Annotated in this window: 11 protein-coding genes and 4 pseudogenes; 9 read left to right on the forward strand and 6 right to left on the reverse strand. The window is 70.4% G+C overall.

Annotated elements, in window-relative coordinates:
• Positions 1–14: 14 nt before the first annotated feature.
• The 5 genes and pseudogenes from mppJ to EJG53_RS42370 form a co-directional block, all read right to left on the reverse strand.
• The gene (mppJ, locus tag EJG53_RS09925) at positions 15–1,028 is read right to left on the reverse strand and encodes a phenylpyruvate C(3)-methyltransferase (protein ID WP_125044562.1); all 1,014 of its coding nucleotides are present in this window, start codon (positions 1,026–1,028) and stop codon (positions 15–17) included.
• A gap of 149 nt (positions 1,029–1,177) precedes the next feature.
• Entirely contained in the window at positions 1,178–2,713 is a 1,536-nt protein-coding gene (locus tag EJG53_RS09930) for an ArnT family glycosyltransferase (protein WP_125044563.1), read from the reverse strand.
• 110 nt (positions 2,714–2,823) lie between these two features.
• Positions 2,824–4,299 carry a glycosyltransferase family 39 protein gene (locus tag EJG53_RS09935; RefSeq protein WP_244955082.1) on the reverse strand — a complete coding sequence of 492 codons (1,476 nt, stop codon included), beginning with the start codon at positions 4,297–4,299 and terminating at the stop codon, positions 2,824–2,826.
• 184 nt (positions 4,300–4,483) lie between these two features.
• The gene (locus tag EJG53_RS09940) at positions 4,484–5,722 is read right to left on the reverse strand and encodes a glycosyltransferase (RefSeq protein ID WP_174856544.1); all 1,239 of its coding nucleotides are present in this window, start codon (positions 5,720–5,722) and stop codon (positions 4,484–4,486) included.
• Positions 5,723–6,050: 328 nt separating this feature from the next.
• Positions 6,051–6,251: pseudogene (locus tag EJG53_RS42370) on the reverse strand (ATP-binding protein); the annotation flags it as partial.
• An 802-nt stretch (positions 6,252–7,053) separates the two neighbouring features.
• Here EJG53_RS42370 and EJG53_RS09955 point away from each other — a divergent pair.
• The 6 genes and pseudogenes from EJG53_RS09955 to EJG53_RS41710 form a co-directional block, all read left to right on the forward strand.
• Positions 7,054–7,386, forward strand: coding sequence for a MerR family transcriptional regulator (locus tag EJG53_RS09955; RefSeq protein WP_125044564.1), 333 nt, complete (start codon positions 7,054–7,056; stop codon positions 7,384–7,386).
• Positions 7,387–7,611: 225 nt separating this feature from the next.
• Positions 7,612–8,218: pseudogene (trhA, locus tag EJG53_RS09960) on the forward strand (PAQR family membrane homeostasis protein TrhA).
• Positions 8,219–8,543: 325 nt separating this feature from the next.
• The gene (locus tag EJG53_RS09965; protein WP_125044565.1) at positions 8,544–8,747 is read left to right on the forward strand and encodes a cold-shock protein; all 204 of its coding nucleotides are present in this window, start codon (positions 8,544–8,546) and stop codon (positions 8,745–8,747) included.
• A 329-nt stretch (positions 8,748–9,076) separates the two neighbouring features.
• Positions 9,077–10,593, forward strand: a pseudogene (locus EJG53_RS09970) (DEAD/DEAH box helicase).
• 46 nt (positions 10,594–10,639) lie between these two features.
• Positions 10,640–11,044 carry a CBS domain-containing protein gene (locus EJG53_RS09975; RefSeq protein WP_125044566.1) on the forward strand — a complete coding sequence of 135 codons (405 nt, stop codon included), beginning with the start codon at positions 10,640–10,642 and terminating at the stop codon, positions 11,042–11,044.
• Positions 11,041–11,247 (forward strand): annotated as a pseudogene (locus EJG53_RS41710) (SCO5918 family protein); the annotation flags it as partial. The gene EJG53_RS09975 and the pseudogene EJG53_RS41710, both read left to right, overlap by 4 nt.
• A 110-nt stretch (positions 11,248–11,357) precedes the next feature.
• Here the strand turns inward: EJG53_RS41710 and EJG53_RS09985 are convergent.
• On the reverse strand, positions 11,358–11,717 hold the full coding sequence (locus tag EJG53_RS09985; protein ID WP_125044567.1) for a hypothetical protein: 360 nt from the start codon (positions 11,715–11,717) through the stop codon (positions 11,358–11,360).
• A gap of 675 nt (positions 11,718–12,392) precedes the next feature.
• On the opposite strand from EJG53_RS09985, the gene EJG53_RS09990 reads away from it, so the two are divergent.
• The 3 genes from EJG53_RS09990 (at position 12,393) to EJG53_RS42375 (ending at position 15,317) form a co-directional block, all read left to right on the forward strand.
• Positions 12,393–13,211 carry a hypothetical protein gene (locus EJG53_RS09990; RefSeq protein WP_125044568.1) on the forward strand — a complete coding sequence of 273 codons (819 nt, stop codon included), beginning with the start codon at positions 12,393–12,395 and terminating at the stop codon, positions 13,209–13,211.
• A gap of 442 nt (positions 13,212–13,653) precedes the next feature.
• Positions 13,654–13,803, forward strand: coding sequence for a hypothetical protein (locus EJG53_RS40605; RefSeq protein WP_154806367.1), 150 nt, complete (start codon positions 13,654–13,656; stop codon positions 13,801–13,803).
• Between the two features lie 1,370 nt (positions 13,804–15,173).
• Positions 15,174–15,317 carry a hypothetical protein gene (locus EJG53_RS42375; protein WP_244955083.1) on the forward strand — a complete coding sequence of 48 codons (144 nt, stop codon included), beginning with the start codon at positions 15,174–15,176 and terminating at the stop codon, positions 15,315–15,317.
• Positions 15,318–15,568 lie beyond the last annotated feature (251 nt).

Here is a 15,568-nt window from a genome sequence, read left to right on the forward strand (position 1 = left end):
GCCCGTGAAAGTGGTTATTCGAGTTCGAAGACCACGGAACGGGAGAGCGAGTCGATGGCGTGCTTCTTCACACAGCGCCAGCCGCCCTCTTCGAATACGCCGTCCCATTCGTCCATGGTCGGCAGGTACACGCCCATCATGTCGTGCCCGAACTCGAATCCCAGCGTGAAGACGGGCAGTTCCCGGTCCGGAATGCCCACGGTGCGCGTGGCGTCACCGAGCAGGAATCGGCGGACGTTGGGGAAGGCCGCGCGGATGTCCCGCAGCGTCTTGACGGCGTTCTCCCGGGGCCAGAAGTCGTGGCCCATCATGAAGCAGGTGAGCAGGTCCACCTCGGCGAACCGCTCGCGCGCCTCGACCGCGTCGATGTCGCGGGCGTCCCCGCGGACGAAGGAGATGCGGTCACCGAACCCCTTGGTGGCCACCTCCTTCTCCGCCATGGTGATGGCGTCGGGCGCGATCTCCACGCCCAGGCCGCGCACGCCGGGGAACCGCCGGGCTATCTGGATCAGCCGCTCGCCGCTGCCCGAGCCCAGGTCGGCGGCCATGGTGGGCTCGTAGCCCAGGCCCTCCACGGCCGACCAGAAAGCCGGGTCGAAATAGCGCTCGCTGATCTCCCGGCAGGCGTAACTGATGGCCGCCGCGTCCCGCCGGTAGAAGTCGCCGACGCGCTTCTCGTTGCGCAGCACGTCCGGCATCCGCCGGAACAGTTCGCCGCTGCCCTGGTTGAGCCAGTGGAACAGCGAACGGGTGTGGTTGACCTCGTCGAAATACGGTCCGGTCAGGACGACGGTGCCCTCCCGGCGGACGATGCCGACGCTGGCCAGCGCGGTGAACATGCCGGTCACCGCCGGCTCGTGCAGATCGTTGCGCGCGGCGAACTCGGCCGCGTCCAGCTTGCCGTTCTCACCCAGTTCGTCCAGCGCGCCGAGCTCCCAAGCCGCGCCGATGGCGTGCGAGGCCACGGTCGCGTTGAAAATGTCGGCCACGGCACGCCGTGCCTGCGTGTCGGAAATCTCGGTACTCATTTCACGCCTCCACCCGCGGGGGGTTCATCCGGAAGTCGGTCCGATTGACGTACACATCCAGCGGCCTCAGTCTCCAGGGGCCCCCATGGCTGATCCACGACTTTTACCGTGCAGCGAAGCAGGTCGGCCGGGCCGCGCGCGGCCCCCCCTCACAGGTAGGCGTTGTAGTGGCGGTACTGCGGCCACAGCCTTGACCAGGGCTTCTTGGGGTCGTGGCAGACGGAGATGCGCACGCCCTGCTCGGGGTTGTCGATGTCCAGGCCGTTGTCGACGCGGCCGGCGGGCCGGCAGCGGGCGAAGTCCGCCGCGAGCCGCCGCTCGTCGACGCCCACCGCGATCACCACCCGGGCCCGCTCGGGCGGCGGGCCCCAGTGGTAGAGCTCGTTGTGGCCGCTGTGCACCTCGGGGAGCCCCTTGCCGTACCGGTCCAGGGCGCCTGCCTCGCCGAAGTTCTCGGTCAGGATCACGGCGCGGTCCCGGTCCCCCGGGGACAGCGCGCGGTAGACCGCCTCGGTCTGCTCGACCATGCGCGGCCAGCCCACCGTCTCCAGCGGCATGCTGGCGACCTGGAAGTCCTTCAGCGCGCTCTTGGGCACGACCGGCAGCGACAGCAGCATCTGGGCGACGGCGCTGACGGCCAGGGAGAGGGCCAGCACCGACAGCCGCAGGGCGCGCCGGCCGGCCCAGCGGTCGGCGGCCACGCACCCGGCTGCCAGCAGCGCGATCAGCAGGCCGCCGGTGTAGTCGGGACGGCCGCCCTCGATCAGGTACGCCGCCGCGGTCGCCGCGAGGTAGCCGACGCCGAGCGCCCGTACGGGTTTCCACTCGGGCACCCGGAACAGCTTGACCAGCCCGATCAGGCACAGCACGAACAGCGCCGGGCCGAACAGCAGGACCAGGTTGGTGGCGAACATGGCGCGGTTGGCCTCGCCGTCCGTGCCGGCCAGCCCCTCGGCCATCTGAAGCTGCGGGAAGTCGTGGGTGATCTGGTAGACCAGGTTGGGCGAGCCGATGACGAGGGCCAGCGCGATGCCCAGGTACAGCCGCCGGTCGCGGAAGACCCACCGCGGGCCCACCAGCGCCATGCCCACCAGGAGCGCCACCGGCAGCAGCAGCACGATGTACTTCGCGTACAGCGCCAGCCCGACGACCGCGCCCGCCCACAGCCACCACCTGCCCTCGCCGCGCAGCATCACCCGCAGCGCGAACAGCAGCACCAGCGCCCACGCCACGGTGTCGAAACTGGTGGTGAGGATCCAGTGGCCGAAGCTGAGCACCATCGTGGAGGTGCCCACGCCGATCGCGGTCAGCGTCTGGGCCCGGCGCGAACCGCCCAGCTCCGCGGCGATCAGGGCGCCGAGTACCGTGACGGCCGCCGCGCACAGCACCGCCGGCACCCGGACGCCCACCATGGTGTCGCCGAAGAGCTCCTGGGCGACCCGGACCACCATCGGCAGCAGCGGCGGCTGGTCCACGTAACCCCAGGCCGGTCCCCGCTCACCGAGCAGCCGGAAGTACAACTCGTCCGCGTGGTAGCCGTATTCATTCGCGAACGCGAACAGCAGCGCGGCGAGGCCGGCCACCACCACCGCGACCGGCCGCCACGCCACGGGGGCCGCGCGGTGCGCTCCCGTCGGCCGTCCGGCCCGTGTTCCGCGGTCGACCGTCCTCGTCGTCGCCGTCATCGCACCTCTCCTCCGCCTCGGTTGAAGGATCACTCGCCGTGATCCGTTCTTGTCCGTGACGCGGGCGCGTCACGGATGAACGCGCACGCGCGTCCGGTCCGGCGGCCAGGTCAGCCGCTCAAGTAGTGGTATGCGGGCCACAGTTCGGCCCAGGGCCGGGCGCGTCCCCGGCACACCGTGATCTCCGTGCCCTGCTCGGCGTTCTCGATGTCCAGCCCGTTGTCGACCCGCCCGGCGGCCACGCAGCTCCGGAAGTCCGCCGCCAGCCGGGAGCGCGGCACGCCCACCGCGACCACCACGTCGGCGTGTTCCGGCGGCGGGCCCCAGGAGTGCAGCTCGTTGTGCCCGCTGTAGACCCGGGGCAGGTCCGGTCCGTAACGGTCCAGCGCGCCGCTCTCGCCGAGGTTGCCGGCCAGCACGACCGCACGGTCCCGGTCCCGCCGCGACAGGCCGTCGTACACCCGGCTCACCTGGTCCGCGAGCCGGGGCCAGCCGACGCTCTCCAGGGAGATGTTGTTCAGCGTCGACAGCGGCGAGGCGGGCGGCAGCACCGGCAGGGCCATCAGCACCTGTACCACCGCGCTCAGCGCCAGCCCGGCCGTCAGCAGGACCCGCCGCACCGTGCGGCCGGCCGACCACCGGTCGGCGGCCACCGCTCCCGCGGCCAGCAGCAGGACGAAGAACCCGCCGACGTAGTCCGGCCGCCCGCCCCCGTACAGCGTCAGGCCCACGGCCAGCGGGAACGCCAGGCCCAGCGCCCGCACCGGCCGCCACGCCGGATCCCGCCACAGCTTCACCAGCCCGGCCGGCCACAGCACCGTCAGCACCGGGCCGACCAGCAGCACCAGGCCCGGCAGGAAGACGATCCGGTTCATCGGACCGTCCGTGGCGGCCAGTGCGTCGGCCATCTGGAGCTGCGGGAAGTCATGGGTGATCTGGTAGACCAGGTTGGGCGAGCCGATGACGAGGGCGAGCGCGGCCCCCGCGTACAGGTACCGGTCCCGGAAGACCCGGCGCGGTCCGGCCACCGCCAGCCCGATCAGCAACGTCACCGGCAGCAGCGCCACGATGTACTTCGCGTACAGGGCGACGCCCAGCACCGCGCCCACCGCGAGCCACCACTTGCCCTGGCCGCGCAGCAACGCGCGCAGCACGAACAGCAGCGCGGCGGACCAGGCCACCAGGTCCAGCGTGGTGGTGACCATGATGTGCCCGACGCTGAGCACCAGGAACGAACTGCCCAGCATGAGGGCCGACAGCACCTGCGCCCGCCGGGTACCGCCCAACTCGGCGGTGATCAGGGCGCCGAGCAGCACGACGGCACCGCCGCACAGCGCCGCCGGCGCCCGGATCGCCCCTGCCTCGTCGCCCAGGAACGCGGAGGCGACGTGCACCACAGCGGGCACCAAGGGCGGCTGATCGGTGTAGCCCCAGGCCCAGCCGCGTTCGCCGAGCAACCGGAAGTACAACTCGTCCACGTTGTAGCCGTACCGGCCGGACACCGCCAGCAGCAGCACGACCACCACGCCCGCGACTGCGGCGATCGGCCTCCAGGCCGGACGGACCGCCGTACGCGGGCGCGTCACAAGATCAACCGGAACTGTGCGCACGTCTCCCTGCCTCTTTCCGTCCAGGAGGTCCGAGGTTCCGGGATTTCGGCGCGACGACCGCACCGTCCCCCGTGGTCGTCACGACCACCGTGATCGTGTTGATCACACCGCGGAGTCTCCGGGACGGCCGTTCCGGGCCGCCACGAGTTTGCCTCGTCAGCTAAGCAGCCTGGTCGGTCCGGTCTGCCCCGCCGCCTTGGGTGTTCGTGCGCTCACGGGCCGCGGCCCGGCCCCGGCGCCGGTAGACCAGCCCGTCCACGAGCAGGAAGCGCAGCACGAACACCACGACCAGGCTGAGCGCGGTGGCGGGCACCGGAGGCATCCCCGCCTGTTCGACGAAGAGCATCATCAACGGGATGCGCGCCACCAGATCGGCGTTGCTCAGGGCCGCGAACCCCAGAAGCCGGACGGCCGGCCCGCCCGGCCGTCCGCTGCGGTAGACGACCGCCTCCAGCAGGACGAAGTTCCACAGCACGCCGAGCTGGTTGGCCAGCACCTCGGCCACCGCGTAGTTCAGCGAGGTGCCCGAGGTCAGCGCCCACAGCGCCAGCAGGTTCGGCACGAACCCGGTGACCCCGATCAGCCCGAAGACCACCATCCGGGCCCGCTTGTCGCTCGTCCGCAGCTCCGCCAGGTGCCGCAGGAAGCGCAGCCCCTCCCGGACCGTCGACTTGGACTCCCCGGCGAACCGCTCCCCGAACGCGTACGGCACCTCCACCACCGAGCGCGGCCGGCAGCGCACCGCCAGCTCCAGCAGGATCTTGTACCCGAGGGGCCGCAGACCGCCCCCCGCGTCCGTCTGCGTCTCGGCCGCTTCCGCCGCCCGGTCGACGGCCTCCCGGCGTATCGCGAAGAACCCGCTCATCGGGTCGGACACGCCCCGCAGCCGCCGCGGGAACAGCGCCTTGGTCACCTTCGTGGACACCCCGGACACCGCCATCCGGTAGCCGCCGTCCAGCCCGCCCCGGCTGCCGCCGGCCGCGTACCGGCTGGCCACCACCAGCTCCGCGCCGGCGCTCTCGCCCGCGGCGACCAGCTCCGGCACCAGGTGGGGCGGGTGCTGGAGGTCCGCGTCCATGACCACGATCCAGGGCGCGCTGGTCCGCGCGATGCCTGCGACCACCGCACCGCCGAGTCCGCCCTCGGGCACCTCGCGGTGCAGGACGGAGACCGGCATCGCGTACCGCGCCGCCGCCTTCTCGATGACCTCGGGGGTGTTGTCGGTCGAGTCGTCGACGAACAGCACCTCGACGGCCAGCCCCTCGGGCAGGGCCGCGCTCACGGTGTCCAGCAGTTCGTCGATGTTCTCCGCTTCGTTGAACGTCGGCACGATCAGCGACACCGCGAGCGCCGTACCACCGGACGCCCCCGGTGCCCCGCCGTCGTCGGCGTCCGGCACCGGCTGCCGCCGAGCCGAGGCTGCGGGTCGGGGGATCGAAGACGACGAGCCGGGTGCCACGGTTCCTCCTGAGGGGTCAGCCAGTCACACGCCCACCGAGGGCCGGCGGGCCGCCCGCCGAGGGGACACCACCCCTCCCACGGACGCGCGTCCGCAGTCCGGCGCCGCACACCACCGGGCAGGACGAGGCCGGGCCCCTGACCCGGACAGCACTGACCGGTCCGCCCGCGACGGACTGCCGAGAGATCACCACAGCCCAAGTAGCGCCCGAGCGCTGCCTCTTTGACGGAGAAGTCAATCTGCGGGCGGGGACGGGCGGCCGAGAGGGGGCGCTGACGGTTTTGCCGCCGGAGGGCCCGGGGGTGACCGCGGTGGTACGGGCGAGGCGGTTGACCAGGGGCCAGCCGAACCCTCCGGTGCCGCCGTTGAGGTCGGGGGTGCGTGGGCGTGGCGGCTGCGGGCTGGGGTCGTGCACGGCCACCTCGATGCCGTCCGGGTGCGCGGTCAGCTCCAGGGTCCAGGCGCCGCCCGCAGGTCACCTGGTCTCTGGATCGTCAATGCGCGGTCCTGCCCGCCCGGTGCATGTGCCCGGCTTGCAGCCCGCTACTCCGGCGGTGCGGGCCACACCCCTGCCCCCTCGCCGGTCAAAGCCGGTTACCTCCCCACCGTCCGACCGAAAATCTATGTCGGCCGCAGTAGACATTGGGTGGTGGGGCGGTTATGGTTTCTCTCGTACCGAGAGAGATCGCAGGGCCCGGCAGAGACGAACTGCCAGGCAGCAGGACCCGCACATGCAGCACGCAGGACGGTGCGGCGGTGGAGTCCCGAAGCCATGGCTGATGCAGGACGGCGACGGGGCTGACGGCCGCACCGGGTGGCCCGCAGTATCAGGGGCCGCCGTGAGCAGGACCCGGTGAAGGCGTCGGCTGCAGGCGCGCGCACCGGAACGTAAGGCAGTGGGTTCCCCGCCGCAGCAGATGCACGACAGGCGGCGGGGCCGGCTGCCGGAAGGCGGCGCTGCCTCAGGCCGCTGAGCAGTTCGCATCACCAGCAGTACAGCAGTTGATCACTGAGGGAAGAACGGAGGAACGGTCACCATCAGGATCGCCCGGGCGCACGTGAGAGGCCCGGGTACCGCAGGACATCCGATAGTGAGGTGGTCTCCGGTCAAGCAACCGCGATCCCCGCGGCCCCGGCAGCCTTTCGGCCGGGCCGGCGGACACAGAAGGTCGGCGCAGTACCAAGGCCGGCAGATGGTGTAGCAGTTCCTTCGGGGCCCGGGTGCCAGTACGGCACCCGGGCCCCTCGACGCGTTCCACAGAGAGGTGTACGTGACAGCAGACGACTCGTTCGGCCGGATCGACGACGAGGACTACCCCGCCTACACCATGGGCCGGGCCGCCGAAATGCTCGGCACCACCCAGGGCTTCCTGCGCGCCATCGGCGAAGCGCGCCTGGTCACCCCGCTCCGCTCACCCGGCGGCCACCGCCGCTACTCCCGCTACCAGCTACGCATCGCCGCCCGCGCCCGCGAACTCGTCGACCAGGGCACCCCCATCGAGGCCGCCTGCCGCATCATCATCCTCGAAGACCAGCTCGAAGAAGCCCAGCGCATCAACGCCGAATACCGCCGCGCCGCGCCTCAGCCCGCAACCGGCGACTGACCTGCGGTCGCGGCAGTCTTCCGGCATCCTCCGTCCACCGATTCCCCGCATGAGCACATGACTGCTGAAAATACCCGTCCGGCGTCACACAGCCGCGCAACCCAGCACCTTTCCGGCGCCCACCACGTCCCAGGGGTCGATGCGACTGCCGGCCCGCACGTCCGGCGGACAGGCGCCGCCCGGGAAGACGCCCTTCAGCGCGCGGCGGCCGCGCTGAAGCCGAGGATGCGGGGCTGGCTGCACGCCGGGGGCCCCTCGCGCTGGCCGGCGGCCTCGTCCTGATCGCCGTTGCCCGCTCCGCGGCGGCAGTCGCCGCCTGCTCGGTGTACACGCTGTCGGCCTGCCTGCTGTTCGGCACCAGTGCGCTCTACCATCGCGGAACATGGGGCCGACGCGGGGAGGCCGTCCTGCGGCGGCTGGACCACGCGAACATATTTCTGATCATCGCCGGCACATACACGCCACTGGCAGTGCTGCTGTTGCCCGCGGGACAGCAGCGGATTCTGCTGTCCCTGGTGTGGGGCGGTGCCACGGCCGGCATCGCATTCCGCGTCTTCTGGATCAATGCCCCGCGCTGGCTCTACACCCTGTGCTACATCGCCCTGGGCTGGGCCGCCGTCTTCTACCTCCCCGACTTCGCGCACACCGGCGGCACCGCAGTGGTCGCGCTCATCATCGTCGGCGGCCTCCTCTACACCGCGGGCGCCGCCGTGTATGGCCTCAAACGCCCTGATCCATCACCCACCTGGTCGGCTTCCACGAGGTCTTCCATTCGCTCACCATCGCCGCGTTCACCGCGCACTACACAGCCATCTTCCTGGGAGCCACCTGACCGGCGACAACCATGTCCGCCGCAAAAGGCGTGCACGGTTACCCGCCTATCTATTACGGCCGGATGAGGATTCAGCGTGCGGCGTGAAGAGTGTTTCTGCCGACGCAAGCAAGGTGCCGCCAGCAACGGGACGTGCACCGTTCTAGCGTGCTAGTCTCGGCCTCAGTTGCAGTTGTGGTTCCCCAAAAAAATCAACGCTTGCGTCGTCATGCAATCGCAGGAAGCGTTTTGCATTTCCGGTTGTTCTCCGGTCGGGACATCATCGCGGCGACCCGGTATCCGTGGATTGCGGATGCCGGCGTACTGCCCCACGAGGAGATATGACATGGCGTCCGGCACTGTGAAGTGGTTCAACGCGGCCAAGGGTTTCGGCTTCATCGAGCAGGACGGTGGGGGTGCCGACGTGTTCGCCCACTTCTCGAACATCGCCACCCAGGGCTTCCGTGAGCTGCTCGAAGGCCAGCGGGTCACCTTCGACATCGCACCGAGCCAGAAGGGCCCGACGGCCGAGAACATCGTTCCCGCCTGACGCTGACGCAGACTTCGAAGCTGGGCCCGCATCCATCGGGGTGCGGGCCCCAGCCGCAGGCGTTTCCCTCAGCGATACCGGCTATGGGACAGAACCGCCGCCCCCCAGCTCTTCTCCAGAGGCGCACGCCTTTTTCGGGGCCGCGCCCATCGACGTCCGGGATGTTACGCCCATATGACGTCACCCATTTCATCGCCTGCACCCGCATAAAATTGCTTGCATGGCAGCTTCGCTATTGCATTACATCTCGGCCCGTTCTTGCGATTCCCCGCGCTGTACTTCCGCTGCGGGAATTCCTTGATACGTGCCGTATCAAGGAAGGTTCCCCAATGAACCCCACACGTACGAACGACCGCACCTCCCGCCCCCGCCGCACCGGCGGCCCCGCTCCGGCCTCCGGCGCCGGTTCGGGCCGGGGCAGTCGTTTCGGCTCGTCCGCCCCCAGCCGTTCAGGGGGCCAGAGCCGCTCCGGCGGCCAGGGCCGGCGGTCCGCCGCGCCCTCGGGCGAGTTCGCCCTGCCGAAGACGGTCACTCCCGCACTGCCCGCGGTCGAGACGTTCGCCGACCTCGACATGCCCACCCCGCTGCTGACCGCGCTGACCGCGCAGGGCATGAGCGTCCCGTTCCCGATCCAGGGGCGACCCTGCCCAACACTCTCGCGGGCCGCGACGCCCTGGGACGCGGACGCACCGGATCCGGCAAGACCCTCGCCTTCGGCCTGGCCCTGCTGGCCCGCACCGCCGGCCGGCGCGCCGAACCCCGCCGGCCGCTGGCCCTGGTCCTCGTCCCGACGCGTGAGCTGGCCCAGCAGGTGACCGACGCGCTCACCCCCTACGCCCGCTCGGTGAAGCTGCGCCTGGCCACCGTCGTCGGCAGAATGTCGATCGGCAGGCAGGCAGGCGCGCTGCGGGGCGGCGCCGAAGTCGTCGTCGCCACGCCGGGCCGGCTCAAGGACCTCATCGACCGCGGTGACTGCCGACTCGACCAGGTCGCGATCACCGTCCTGGACGAGGCCGACCAGATGGCCGACATGGGCTTCATGCCCCAGGTCACCGCGCTCCTGGACCAGGTCCGCCCCGAAGGCCAGCGGATGCTGTTCTCCGCCACCCTCGACCGCAACGTCGACCTTCTGGTCCGCCGCTACCTCACCGACCCGGTCGTCCACTCCGTCGACCCGTCCGCCGGTGCGGTCACCACGATGGAGCACCACGTGCTGCACGTGCACGGCGCGGACAAGACCCGTACGACCACCGAGATCGCGGCCCGCGACGGCCGGGTGATCATGTTCCTGGACACCAAGCACGCCGTCGACAAGCTCACCACGCACCTGCTGAACAGTGGGGTACGGGCCGCCGCACTGCACGGCGGCAAGACCCAGCCCCAGCGCACCCGGACGCTGACCCAGTTCAAGACCGGGCACGTCACCGTGCTCGTCGCCACGAACGTCGCCGCCCGCGGCATCCACGTCGACAACCTCGATCTGGTCGTCAACATCGACCCGCCGACCGACCACAAGGACTACCTCCACCGCGGCGGCCGTACCGCGCGGGCCGGCGAGTCAGGCAGCGTCGTCACCCTCGTCACCCCCCACCAGCGCCGCGGCATGAGCCGTCTCATGACCGCCGCCGGAATCGTGCCCCAGACCACTCAGATCCGCATCGGCGAAGAGGCGCTGAGTCAGATCACCGGTGCCCAGGCACCCTCCGGCATCCCCGTCACGATCACCGCGCCGGTGGCCGAGCGCCGCAAGCGCAGCGCATCCTCACGGGGCCGGCGCAGCCCCGCCTCGGCTGCCCTGCGCAAGTCGACGCGGCAGACCTCCTCCGAGGGCGCGGCGGCGGCCTAGAAACCTCATGATCAGGAAACTGACCCACCACTGCAGGAGACACCTTTTGACGCTGGTCCAGATGCAGTCCCGCCCGACAACCGTCACCCCCGCACACCAGACCGCGGCAGACGCCATGGACACCGGCGCACCGCAAGTCTGCGACGACATGACCATCGAAGTCGCTCTGTCCGTCATGGCCGGCGCCCGCACCGGACACCTGGCTGTCTGCGACAACGACGGCCTGTGCACCCAACTGGTCACCCAGACCCAGCTCACCGCAGTCCGTGACAGTCCCGCGTACACCGACCGGGTCCAACTGCGCGACATCTTCGGCGGCAGCGGGCCGCTCACCTCACCCGTGGCCACGATCGCCGAAGCCGAGCACGCAGCGCCGGGCCGCCGGCGCGCTGCAATGCCGGTCCTCGAAGACCAGGACAGCGCTCGGGGCGTCCTCGCCCTTGCCCACTGAACCGCCGCGCCTACCCGGTCAAGCAGGTCGGTCAGGTCATCACGCGCCAGGATCGCCGTGATTTCAGCGCCGGTGAAGTGATCCGGGCCATGACTCGGCTCGGCTTCGCCTGCTCCGGCCTCCCCCAGACCGCTGAGCCCGAGGGTGCCCCCACCCCGTTGCAGCGGGCTTCCACGGAGCTCGGCGCCCCTGCCGCCGTCTGACCGACGGGCAGACGCGAGCCACCACCGGAACAAGAGTGAGGGTCCGGCCGGCGGGTGCCGGCCGGACCCTCGCCACGTGCCGTGCGGCCGTCAGCGCGCGGCGTTGTACGTCACTGGTCGGAATAGCTGAAGTCGCCCACGGTCCACGCGCTGACGTCATCGATCGCCACGCGGTACATCCCGCCTGTCTCCGGAATCCCCACCGTGCCCTGCAGAATCCGCGCCACATGGAAATGCAGATGCGTGGGCGCCTTTTCCTCACACGTCGTAGCGGTGAAGGCGGCGGAGAACTCACGGAGACGGGCCGAGTCCGTCAGGACCTCGGACACCCGCTGCCTCCAGACAGCTTCGGGAGCCAGCCGCCCCGTGATGACAGCACCACCGGCGACCACAGTCAGAGTCATCTGGTTGCTCTGCCCCGACTCCACCAGGGCCACGACATCGACAAGCAGTTCGTCAGGATTCGACATGAGGAGCAATTCTAATCAACGCCGCTCGGCCCCGCCTGAGCGGTGGGGCTGGTGCGACATGCAAGATCGAACTGTGCATGCGAGGGCGGCGCGGACCACACTGTTCCTTCAACGCCATACGCCACCACGCCCGCAGCCACGGCCAGCACACCGACACGTCAACGCAGTGAACAACGACGGCACGCAGACCGACCCGGCACGTCCACAGGAAGGCCGCGTCAAAATCCGCCTCACGGATTGAAGCTTCACTTTGCGGATGGGCCCGCGGATGGACGAGCTACCTAGCGGGCACCTGCCGATCCGAGCATGAAAGACGGCCGGACGAGTCGCCGTCCGTCACATCCGCAAGGCAGGTCTTCACCACCTCGGCGGGTGCTGTGAAGACACAAGCTTCGTCCCGCTGATCACCCGCGGCCGATGCCGCAACCTCCAGCCGCACGTGACAGTCCCGGCGGGAGACGACATCGGGGTTTCCGCTGTCACCGGGTGGTGTTGCGCTCGGTTTGTCAGTGGCGGGCGCTTTTCTCGTCAGCAGGCGTTGGCAGGGTTGACGCTTGCCGACGTATGGAGGTCGTCCGTGACATCCGAGTCCCTCCCCCCGAAGCCGGGTCTCGCCCAGCTCGCTGGCGGCCGTGGGCCGGGGCGGCCGGTGCCGGGACCGTCCTCGTCCTGACCGTGGTGGCGCTGCGACCCAGCACCTCGCCGAAGCTGTTCGGCCGGTTGGCTCCCCTGTCGGCTCTCCTGCTGCTTGGTTCCTACTGGGTCGCAGCGCCGTGGTTCATTGCCCGCTCGGAGACCTGGCACCGGGTGATCACGTTCGTGCCGAGGACGGCATACATGATGGCCATCGGCCTGGTCATGGCGGCGGTCAGCTCCCTGCCGGACCAGCCCGTGGTGGCCGGCTCGGCCTTGGTGATGATCTGGATCTTGCACGTCAGCGGCGCGTTGCGGGAGCCGGCATCGTTCGCCTACGAGCGTCTGCGGGGACGTCTCACGTGGGCAGCGGCCCTACAGGTGGCCGCGATGTGCTGCGGCACCGTGGGCGCCGTCTGCTTGATCCGCAGCCTGCCGGTCCCCGGGCGTTATGAGCCCGCGGTCTTCACAGCGTGCATCAGCGTGGTGGTCGGACTCGTGGTCACGTCGGGGAAGGTGTTCGTGCGCGTTCGGAAGCTGGCCACGGAACTGGATGCCCGCGCGCAGAAGCTGGAGCGGTGCTTGACCCGGCTGTCCCGCGGCGCGGTCGCGGACCGCCGACCGCTTCGGGATGCCGCCGAGGATGCCTGGGACGATCTGCACCGGACGCTCCGCAACAAGGTGGAGACCGGGTTCCACCAGTACGGAACCTTCGTCCTCCCCACCGAAAGGCTCAGGACGCTGGAAGCATTGGTGATGGAGGCGATCACCAACCCCGGTGCACCGGCGAGCCGGGAGGCGATCGCGCGGTTGACCGTGCTGCGCGCGGCGTGCGCTCCCAAGATCGACACCGCGGCATGAAGGGCGGGAAAGCGGCGGTGCGTCAGCTCGCCGCCCGCTCACAGCACCTCCGGCTGACTTCGCCGGAGGGCCTGCGCGTGATGGTTCGGCCGTGCCACGATAGGCGCGCTCATGTGAGATGAGCATGAGGCTGCCGCGGGAATGGCAAAGCCCGTCGCTTGTCTCCGCCCTCCCGGGGTCGACGTGCTGGGAGCGCGAAACAAACCGAAACCCCGCTCACAGGAGAGACTCAGCTCTAGGCCACTTGGAGGTAGCCGGTAGGTGCGGGTCGGCTCCGTGCGGATCTGAAACGTCGGCGGGTCCTCAGCCGAAGCCACTGCTGTCAGGTGGCCGAGCTGAGGCTGCCCAGCGGCAAGTTCGGCCACGCTCGGTTGGAGCGAGGTAGGTCAAGATCCGTATGCGTTGGAGCTTCGAAACCCGGCTGCGGCTCATGGGAGTCGCCGTGTTCGTCTCGCTGGTCATGGGGCTGGCGGTCGCGTTGATCGTCTGCTGGAACGAGGGGCCTGGCATGGCTGTGCTGAAAGCTGGCGCTACAGCGTTCTTAGCATCGATGACCTTGGCTGTCGCGGTGATCGCTGTTCTGCACCAGTGAGCCAGAAGCCCTGCTCCCCCAACCAGTGGTCGCGGGAGCAGGGCTTCTTCACCGAGACGGTCTCACCGACTGATCGGCCACTCTCCGCACGGGGATCGGTGTCCGGCCTGCGGCCGGAGTGCGCCCGCGTCACCACGGTTGCCTCCCGCCGGAGGCATCTGCTCGGCGGTGCGGACGTGGCAGCGCTGGCCCAGGGAACCCGGTGTTCACGACGGCGGAGGAACACGGGAAGACCCTGCACAGCAGCGGCTGGGCAGCGCCCGCGAGCTCGCCGGTGAACTGCAGCGAACGGCGCGAGCGGTGATCGAGGAGAACCACCGGCTCCTCGACGCGCACCGTCAGCTCACCCAGCACCGCGACCGCAGCATCGAAAGCCGGCGGGATCTGCTGCGGTGACACCCTCCCAACTGTCCAGGCCGCTCCGTGACGCTGAAGCCGCTCAACGGCCGGGCGGCTGCTTTGGACCTGTCATCCGCCCCGCCAAGCCGTGGCACGGGCGGGGCGGGCCGTATCCGATCGGACCAGTCTGCTGCCCGCCAGGGCGGGCAGGCGCCCCAGGCACGGGTCGGCACTGCCGCACTGACGCTCGGGGACAGCGCACCATGTACCCGTCGCGAGGGGACGGGTGACCTCACGCCGCCCGTCGCCTCGCAGCCCCACCGGCATCGGTGCGGTCAAGTGGCCAAGCCCGCCTGCTTCGCCGCCGTAACGCGCGAGCGGCCTGGCGAAAGGGGCCCGCTCACCGTCGTTCGGCGCGGTGCCATGCCCGTACGAGTGATCACACTCCCGAGGGACGGGCTTGCTGACCTGGCCGATTAGCGCAGCTCAGCGGCACAGGGCGGTCGACGCGGCAGGGGCGTGTGACTGTCAGACGTGCTGGGGGACGGCGGGGGCAGGGCGGTTGGGCAAATGTCCGTGTTCAGTGATGAGCAGTCCGATCTTCAACCACGGCCGTGTGTGCGGGCGCACAGTGATGTCCGCCCGGCACAGGACCGGGCACTGGCTCCCACCGGCCCCGCCCCGCGGCGGGGCTGTCCGCAGGAGGTTCGCCATGATCCGCTCCACTCGTCCGGCCGCTGCCGCGCTCGGCTCGGCCGCCCTGGTCACCGCCGCCGCGACGCCCGCATCCGCCATCGGCGCCCACACTCTGCCCGCCCACCACCGTTCTCCCCTTGTCATCGGTGCGGTGCAGGCTGACTCTCCCGGCCGCGACGACGGCTCCGACCGCAGCCTCAACGGCGAATGGCTCACCGTGAAAAGCACCGGGCTCCCGCCCGGTCACCCTCAAGGGATGGACCCTGACCAGCGAGCGCACTCACAAGACCTACCGCTTCAACATCCTGCGCCCGGGCGGCCGCCAGGAAGTGCGCGTGCACACCGGTCACGGACGCGACACCTGGCGCGACGTCTACCAGGACCGCCGCACCTACGCCTGGGACAACCACCGCGGCACCGCCACCCTGCGCAACCACCACCGCCGCATCATCGACACCAAGCACTGGGGCCGCCGCTGACCGCCGACCCGGGGCCACCGCCGGGCGGCCCCGGACGCCCGGGTGCGCCGCAGCCGAAGGGAGGGCCGCGGTGCACCGCCCTGCCCGGGGCGCCGCGCCACCCTACGGCTGGGCACGACGGCCAGTTCCCGATCTGTGGGCCTCCGGCCGCAGTTCGGCAGGAGGGGGGACGCAATACCCCCGACCATGGCCACGCACGGCTGCGCGCCGGAAGACCACCGCGTTCACGCGGATAACGGTGTCGTGGTCTG

Source organism: Streptomyces chrestomyceticus JCM 4735 (genome assembly GCF_003865135.1).
GTDB lineage: Bacteria > Actinomycetota > Actinomycetes > Streptomycetales > Streptomycetaceae > Streptomyces > Streptomyces chrestomyceticus.